A 6,689-nucleotide genomic window follows, 5' to 3' on the forward strand; every position below is an offset into this window, starting at 1 on the left:
GGGGATGACACAAGCAAGAAGCCCAAGTTGAGTTGTGTCCTCCTCGGTGGACTGCCGCTTGCCGGCTTCGCCGAAGAGCACGCGCTGCGCGCGGGGCTGGTGGGTGGCGGCTGTCTGGGGTGGTTAGTCGTCGGGCTCGCTGGTTACCAGGCGCAGGTCGACGGTGGTGGCCAAGTGTCCGAAAGGGCTGCCGTCCGTCGCGCACGGGAGGCGGTTGAGTTGGTCTGCGAGGCGTTCGGCTCGGTCTCGTACCAGTTCGCCCCGGCCGGACACCTCGCTGTTCCCCCCGGCCGCCGCGCCCAGCCTGTCCAGCAGGTCGGCGTGCAGGCGTAGCCAGTCGACGTGTTGCCAAGGGGTCAGGGTGCCGGTCGCGGCGGTTTCCGCCATGACCTCGTTCAGGACCACCGCGACCCGTTCCAGGTGCTCTTTCATGCCGGTGAGATTGCCCACGGCTGGTTCTCGTCACGCGGAATGCGTCGACTTCACCCCGCTGGGGGAGGCCGCACGGACCAGTGGGTGGTCCGCATCCGGGGGTGCGGTGATCCACTCCTACGCCCCTCGGCGGAACGTCGCATATCGTCGCAGGGTGGACAGACCGCTCTTCGTCGTGGGCGACGTGCACGGGCACCTCGCCGAACTCAGCCGCGCCCTGCACGCGCAGCAGCTCGTGGACGCCGAGGGCGACTGGATCGGTGGCGACGCGGAGTTGTGGTTCCTCGGGGACTTCGTCGATCGCGGGCCGGACGGCATCGGGGTCATCGAGTTCGTGATGAAGCTCGCCGAGCAGTCCGAGGGTCGAGTTGACGCGCTGATCGGCAACCACGAGATCCTGCTGCTGGGGATGCACCGGTTCGGTGACACCCACGTGCCCAACGCGCCCACCCCGCGCAGCTTCGCGCGAAGTTGGCTGCTCAACGGCGGGCTGCGCAGTGACCAGGACCGGCTGACCGACCGCCACATCTCGTGGCTGACCAGCAGGCCCGTGCTGCGGCTGGTCGACGAGCACCTGCTGATGCACTCCGACACGCTGGCCTACCTCGACTGGGGCACCTCGATCGAGGCGGTCAACGCGGCCGTGCGTGACGTTCTGGAAGGCGCCGACCTGGAGGCGTGGTGGGAGTGCTGGCGGAAGATGACCACCCGCTACGCGTTCCGCGGCCCCGAGGGCGGTGACGTGGCCGCTGAGCTGCTGGAGGTGCTGGGCGGGCGCGAGGTCGTGCACGGGCACAGCGTCATCGCGGACCAGCTCGGGGTGTCGCCGGAGGAGATCGACGGCCCCCTGCGCTACGCCGACGACCGGGTGCTGGCCGTCGACGCGGGCCTCTACAGCGGCGGACCGTGCCTGGTGGTCCGTCTGGAGGCCCCTACGGCGCCGGGACGATGACCTTGCCCAGCGGCATCAGGGACACGGGGACCATCTTGAAGTTCGCGACGCCCAGCGGGATGCCGATGATCGTCACGCACAGGAGCACCCCGGTGACGACGTGCCCGATGGCCAGCCAGATGCCGGCGACGACGATCCAGATGACGTTGCCGATCAGCGAGGGCGCGCCCGCGTCGGACCGGTCCACCACCTGCCGCCCGAACGGCCACAGCGCGTAGTTGGCGATCCGGAACGCCGCCAGCCCCCACGGGATGGTGATGATCAGGACGCAGCACACGATCCCGGTCAGCACGTACCCGATGGCCAGCCAGAAGCCGCTGAGCACGAGCCAGATCAGGTTCAGGATGATCCGCACACCGTCCATCCTGCCCGATCAGGCCAGCAGGGCGCGGGTCACCGCCACGACGGCCGTGGCCGCGTCGCCGGCCGGGGTCATCAGGTGGCTGATCGTCAGGCGGACCGTGGTCTCGCCGATCAGGGCGCGGCGTTCGGCGGGCAGGTGTGGCCAGTGGGTGGTGGCGTGGGCCGCGAAGACCTCCGCCGCCGCGCTCAGGATCTCGTGGCCCCTGGTGGTGACGAACGGGAGCATGTCCTCGGCGTTCGCGCCGCTGAACACCGAGTGGGTCAAGGGGTCGCGGACCGCCTCGTCGAAGACGAAGGACATGGCCGTGTGCAGGCCGCGCAACGGGTCGGGGTCGGCGGCGAGGCGTTCCTGCACGCCGGCCAGGAACTGGGCGGTCTTGTCCAGCGCCACGGCTCGGACCAGCGTCTCCTTGTTGCCGAACGCGTTGTAGACGGTCTGCCTGCTCACCGCCGCCCGCGTGGCCACGTCCACCATGCGCAGGCCGCGCGATCCGTGCACCGCGAGCAGGGCCGCCGCCGCGTCCAGCAGCGACCGGGTGAGGTCGGTCACGCACCACAGCTTTACACAGAGTCGCCTTTTGTAAAGACCGTAGAGTTTTCCCCGTGGCGTTGACTGTGGGATTCGACCTCGACATGACGCTGATCGACCCACGTCCCGGCATGGCGGCGGTCATGAACGCGGTCGGCGTCGAGTCCGGGCACGCGCTGGACGGCGAGCACTTCGCGGCCAACCTCGGTCCGCCGCTGGACATGATCTACCGCGACTTCGGCGTGCCCGAGGAGGAGATCCCGGGCCTGGTGGCCCGCTTCCGCGCGCTCTACCCGGAGATCGTCATCCCCGCCACGGTCGCGCTCCCGGGTGCCGCGCAAGCGCTTGCGACGGTCAAGGAGCTGGGCGGCACGACGGTCGTCGTGACCGGCAAGTACCGGGCCAACGCCGCGCTGCACCTGGCCGCCCTGGGCTGGGAGGTGGACCACCTGTTCGGCGAGCTGTGGTCGACCGGCAAGGCCGAAGCGCTCAAGCAGCACGGGGCCGCGGTCTACGTGGGCGACCACGTCGGCGACATCCGGGGAGCCAAGGCCGCGGGCGCGACGGCGGTCGGCGTGGTCAGCGGGCCGTGCTCGCGGCGGGAGCTGGAGGCCGAGGGCGCGGACGTCGTGCTCGGGTCGTTGACGGAGTTCCCCGCGTGGCTGCGGAGCAACGCCGTCAGCCTCGGGAACGCGAGCCCCGCACCGCGCTGAACACGCCCAGCGCGAGGCCGGCGGGCGCGAGCAGCCAGCCCGCCGCGAACACCCAGGCGGGCAGGCCGGGTTCGCCCGCGACGAACATCGCGACGATCGCCGCGACACCCAGCGCGAACAGCGCCACCGCCGCCGGCATCAGCTTCGAGGTCGTCATGCCGGTGAGCCTAGTCGCGCTTTCGGAGGTGCCCCGGCGGCGGTGTTCTGGATAGTCTGGTGGGACGCGCCTCGGGACGCCCGGGGCGCGTTCGTCGTGTGGTTGATCAAGGATTGGTGAGCGCGGTGCCGACCGGCAAGGTCAAGTGGTACGACTCGGAAAAGGGCTTCGGCTTCGTCACCCAAGACGGGGGCGAGGACGTGTACGTGCGGAAGTCCGCGCTGCCCCCGGGCGTCGAGGGCCTCAAAGCTGGGCAGCGCATCGAGTTCGGCATGGCGGAGGGCCGGCGTGGCCCCCAGGCCCTGTCGGTGCGCCTGATCGACCCGACGCCCTCGGTGGCCGAGGCCCGGCGCCGCCCCGCGGAGGAGCTGCACGGCCTGATCGAGGACATGATCAAGCTGCTGGAGCTGAAGGTCCAGCCCGAGCTGCGGCGGGGGCGCTACCCCGAGCGCAAGAACACCAAGCTGATCGCCGACGTGGTCCGCGCGGTCGCTCGGGAGCTCGACCCGTAAACCCGCCCCAGGCGTGCGAAAGGGGCGTTGTGCACGAGCACAACGCCCCTTTTCGTGCTGCTCAGGGGCAGTTGACCCACTCGTCGGTGCCGTCGGCGAACACCTGCCGCTTCCACACCGGCAGCCGCCGCTTCACCTCGTCGACCAGCTCGGAGCACACCGCGAACGCCTCGCCCCGGTGCTCCGCGGACACCGCGCACGCCAGCGCCACGTCCCCGATCCGCAGCTCGCCCACCCGGTGCGACACGGCCACCGCGCGCACCCCGGTGAACTTCGCCACCACGTCGGCGACGACCTCGGCCACCACGTCCCCGGCGGTCGGGTGCCCCACGTACTCCAGCTCCCGCACGGTCCGCCCGTGGTCGTGGTCGCGCACGACGCCGGAGAACGTCACCACCGCGCCCGCGCCCGCGTTCTCCACCAGCTTGGCGTGCTCCTCCACCGACAGCGGCTGGTCGCTGACGGTCGCCCGCAGCACCTCGGTCATGCGTGGTCACCTCCGGCCACCTGGTCCACCGCGTGCTCCAGCAGCGTGCCGAGCACGTCCAACCCGTCGCGCACCCCGCCGGTCGAGCCCGGCAGGTTGACCACGAACGTCCGCCCGGCCACCCCGGCGACCCCGCGCGACAGCACGGCCGTGGGCACGCGGGGCCAGCCTGACATGCGGACCGCGTCCGCCACACCGGGCACCTCGAAGTCCAGCACCGACCGGGTGGCCTCCGGCGTCCGGTCCGTGGGGCTGATGCCCGTGCCGCCGGTGGTCACCACCACCGACACCCCGGCAGCCACCGCCTCGCGCAACGCCTCGGCGACGGGCTCCCCGTCCGGCACCACGACCGCGTCCGGCGTCTCGAACCCGCGCTCGCGCAGCCACGAGACGATGATCGGCCCGCCCCGGTCCTCGTAGACGCCCGCCGAAGCCCGGTTCGACGCCGTGACCACCCGAGCGGTCCTCACGGGCGCTCCCACAGACCGGTCTTGCCGCCTTCCTTGCGCTCCACCCGCACCCCGTCCAGCGTCGCCGCCGGGTCCACCGACTTGACCATGTCGTGCAGCGCCAACCCGGCGACGGACACCGCCGTCAGGGCCTCCATCTCCACGCCGGTCCGGTCGGTGGTGCGCACGGTCGCCCGGATGTGCACGGCCGCGTCGCCCAGCTCCAGGTCCACGGACACCTTGGACAGCGCGATCGGGTGGCACAGCGGCACCAGCTCCCACGTGCGCTTGGCCGCCATGATGCCCGCGATCCGCGCCGTGGCCAGCGCGTCGCCCTTGGGCAGGGCGTCGCCGCCCAGCAGCGCCACCACCTCGTCGGTCGTGCGCAGGACGCCGGACGCGACGGCCGTGCGGGTGGTCGGCTCCTTGCCGGAGACGTCCACCATGTGCGCGGCGCCGCTGGGGTCGAGGTGGGTGAACTGCTTGCTCATACGGCCGATGCTAAGCCTGCTCGACGGCCGCCTTCCGGACGGCTTCGGCGACGGCGGGCGCCACGGACGTGTCGAACACGCTCGGCACGATGAAGGAGGCGTTGAGCTTCTCCCCGTCGACCACGTCCGCGATGGCGGTCGCGGCGGCCAGCAGCATCGCGTCGGTGATGGTCCGGGCGTGCGCGTCCAGCAGCCCCCGGAAGACACCGGGGAACGCCAGCACGTTGTTGATCTGGTTGGGGAAGTCGCTCCGACCGGTGGCGACCACGGCGGCGTGCTTCTGCGCCTCCATCGGGTCGATCTCCGGGTCCGGGTTGGCCAGCGCGAACACGATCGCGTCGGAGTTCATGGTGGCGACCTGCTCGGCCCCGAACAGGTTCGGCGCGGACACCCCGATGAACACGTCCGCACCCACCAGCGCGTCGTGCAGGCGGCCGGACGTGTTGTCCTTGTTGGTGACGGCCGCGATGGACTTCAGGTTCTCGTCCAGACCCGGCCGGTCGCGGTGCACGATCCCGTCCACGTCGACCGCGACGATGTCCCCGGGACCCTGCTTGAGCAGCAGGCGGATGATCGCGGACCCGGCCGCGCCCACGCCGCACACCACGACCTTGCAGTCGGCGAGCTTCTTGCCCACGACCCGCAACGCGTTGCGCAACGCCCCGACGACAACGATGGCAGTCCCGTGCTGGTCGTCGTGGAACACCGGGATGTCCAGCTTCTCCCGCAACCGCGCCTCGATCTCGAAGCAGCGCGGCGCGGCGATGTCCTCCAGGTTGATGCCGCCGTAGACGGGGGCGATCAGCTCGACGGCCCGGATGATCTCCTCGGTGTCCTGCGTGTCCAGGCACACCGGCCACGCGTCCACCCCGGCGAACTTCTTGAACAGCGCCGCCTTGCCCTCCATCACCGGCAACGCGGCAGCCGGCCCGAGGTTGCCCAGGCCCAACACGGCGGACCCGTCGGTGACCACGGCGACCGTGTTGCGCTTGATGGTCAGGCGACGGGCGTCGTCGGGGTTCTCGGCGATCGCCTGGCAGACCCGGGCCACACCCGGTGTGTACGCGCGGGAGAGGTCGTCACGGTTGCGCAGCGGCACCTTGGACGCGATCTCGATCTTGCCGCCGAGGTGCACCAGGAAGGTGCGGTCGGACACCTTGCGCACCACGATCCCCGGCAGGAGCTCGAGGGTGTCGGTGATGTCCTTGGCGTGGTTGGCCGACAACGCGTTGCAGGTGAGGTCGATGATCACGCGGTCGGTGTGCGACTCGACGACGTCGAACGCGGTGATGACCCCACCGGCCCGCCCGACAGCCGAGGTCAAGTCCCCCGCCGCACTAGCCGACGGCGGCGCCTCCAGACGAACGGTGATCGAGTAACCAGGGCCGGGGACCGGCATCGAACCTCCCAGAACAGCACTGCTCAGCGGAGGTTCCAGCGTAGTCCGACCGGATTAACGGAACGCCCGCGACTCGATCCCAGACCCCTCCCGCGACTCCCGCCCACCACCACTTCACCGCACGCCACGCTTTTCACGAAGCTGCCGCGCGGCACACCTCTGCCTGGGCTTCTTGCTTGTGTCATCCCCGTATGGCCTGCCCGAA

9 protein-coding genes and 1 pseudogene are annotated in these 6,689 nt (G+C 70.8%); 3 read left to right on the forward strand and 7 right to left on the reverse strand.

The genetic code is table 11. The annotated features are described in order from the left end of the window. Window positions 1-123: 123 nt before the first annotated feature. A complete protein-coding gene (locus WBN91_RS38630) occupies window positions 124-432 on the reverse strand; it encodes a hypothetical protein (protein ID WP_337729256.1) in 309 nt (102 codons plus the stop codon). 154 nt (window positions 433-586) lie between these two features. Between WBN91_RS38630 and WBN91_RS38635 the strand changes: the two genes are divergently transcribed. Next, complete coding sequence (locus tag WBN91_RS38635) at window positions 587-1,384, forward strand: metallophosphoesterase (protein ID WP_337729257.1); 798 nt, start codon at window positions 587-589, stop codon at window positions 1,382-1,384. Here WBN91_RS38635 and WBN91_RS38640 read toward each other — a convergent pair. After that, entirely contained in the window at window positions 1,365-1,739 is a 375-nt protein-coding gene (locus WBN91_RS38640; RefSeq protein ID WP_337729258.1) for a YccF domain-containing protein, read from the reverse strand. The two genes, WBN91_RS38635 and WBN91_RS38640, sit on opposite strands and share 20 nt — an antisense overlap. 18 nt (window positions 1,740-1,757) lie before the next feature. Then, window positions 1,758-2,297 (reverse strand): TetR/AcrR family transcriptional regulator, encoded by a 540-nt coding sequence (locus WBN91_RS38645; RefSeq protein ID WP_337729259.1) that lies wholly within the window; start codon window positions 2,295-2,297, stop codon window positions 1,758-1,760. A gap of 53 nt (window positions 2,298-2,350) precedes the next feature. On the opposite strand from WBN91_RS38645, the gene WBN91_RS38650 reads away from it, so the two are divergent. Further along, the gene (locus WBN91_RS38650) at window positions 2,351-2,989 is read left to right on the forward strand and encodes an HAD family hydrolase (protein ID WP_337729260.1); all 639 of its coding nucleotides are present in this window, start codon (window positions 2,351-2,353) and stop codon (window positions 2,987-2,989) included. Here WBN91_RS38650 and WBN91_RS38655 read toward each other — a convergent pair. Continuing rightward, window positions 2,955-3,146, reverse strand: a complete 192-nt coding sequence (locus tag WBN91_RS38655) for a hypothetical protein (protein WP_337729261.1) — start codon at window positions 3,144-3,146, stop codon at window positions 2,955-2,957. The two genes, WBN91_RS38650 and WBN91_RS38655, sit on opposite strands and share 35 nt — an antisense overlap. A 125-nt stretch (window positions 3,147-3,271) precedes the next feature. On the opposite strand from WBN91_RS38655, the gene WBN91_RS38660 reads away from it, so the two are divergent. After that, the gene (locus tag WBN91_RS38660; protein ID WP_337729265.1) at window positions 3,272-3,658 is read left to right on the forward strand and encodes a cold-shock protein; all 387 of its coding nucleotides are present in this window, start codon (window positions 3,272-3,274) and stop codon (window positions 3,656-3,658) included. Window positions 3,659-3,719: 61 nt separating this feature from the next. Here the strand turns inward: WBN91_RS38660 and WBN91_RS39230 are convergent. From WBN91_RS39230 to WBN91_RS38680, 3 genes and pseudogenes are all read right to left on the reverse strand, one after another. Then, window positions 3,720-4,615 (reverse strand): annotated as a pseudogene (locus WBN91_RS39230) (molybdenum cofactor biosynthesis protein MoaE). Next, on the reverse strand, window positions 4,612-5,085 hold the full coding sequence (moaC, locus tag WBN91_RS38675) for a cyclic pyranopterin monophosphate synthase MoaC (protein WP_337729263.1): 474 nt from the start codon (window positions 5,083-5,085) through the stop codon (window positions 4,612-4,614). The pseudogene WBN91_RS39230 and the gene moaC overlap by 4 nt, the downstream one beginning before the upstream one ends. 10 nt (window positions 5,086-5,095) lie before the next feature. Continuing rightward, entirely contained in the window at window positions 5,096-6,484 is a 1,389-nt protein-coding gene (locus tag WBN91_RS38680) for an NAD-dependent malic enzyme (RefSeq protein WP_337729264.1), read from the reverse strand. Window positions 6,485-6,689: the final 205 nt, after the last annotated feature.

This window comes from Saccharothrix sp. CCNWYY140 (genome assembly GCF_037401995.1).
Classification (GTDB): Bacteria; Actinomycetota; Actinomycetes; order Mycobacteriales; family Pseudonocardiaceae; genus Actinosynnema.

Excerpts from the sequence above, each read along its gene's own strand:
- WBN91_RS38630 (WP_337729256.1), bottom strand. The coding sequence starts at position 432 with ATGAAAGAGCACCTGGAACGGGTCGCGGTGGTCCTGAACGAGGTCATG.
- WBN91_RS38655 (WP_337729261.1), bottom strand. The coding sequence starts at position 3,146 with ATGACGACCTCGAAGCTGATGCCGGCGGCGGTGGCGCTGTTCGCGCTG.
- moaC (WP_337729263.1), bottom strand. The coding sequence starts at position 5,085 with ATGAGCAAGCAGTTCACCCACCTCGACCCCAGCGGCGCCGCGCACATG.
- WBN91_RS38680 (WP_337729264.1), bottom strand. The coding sequence starts at position 6,484 with ATGCCGGTCCCCGGCCCTGGTTACTCGATCACCGTTCGTCTGGAGGCG.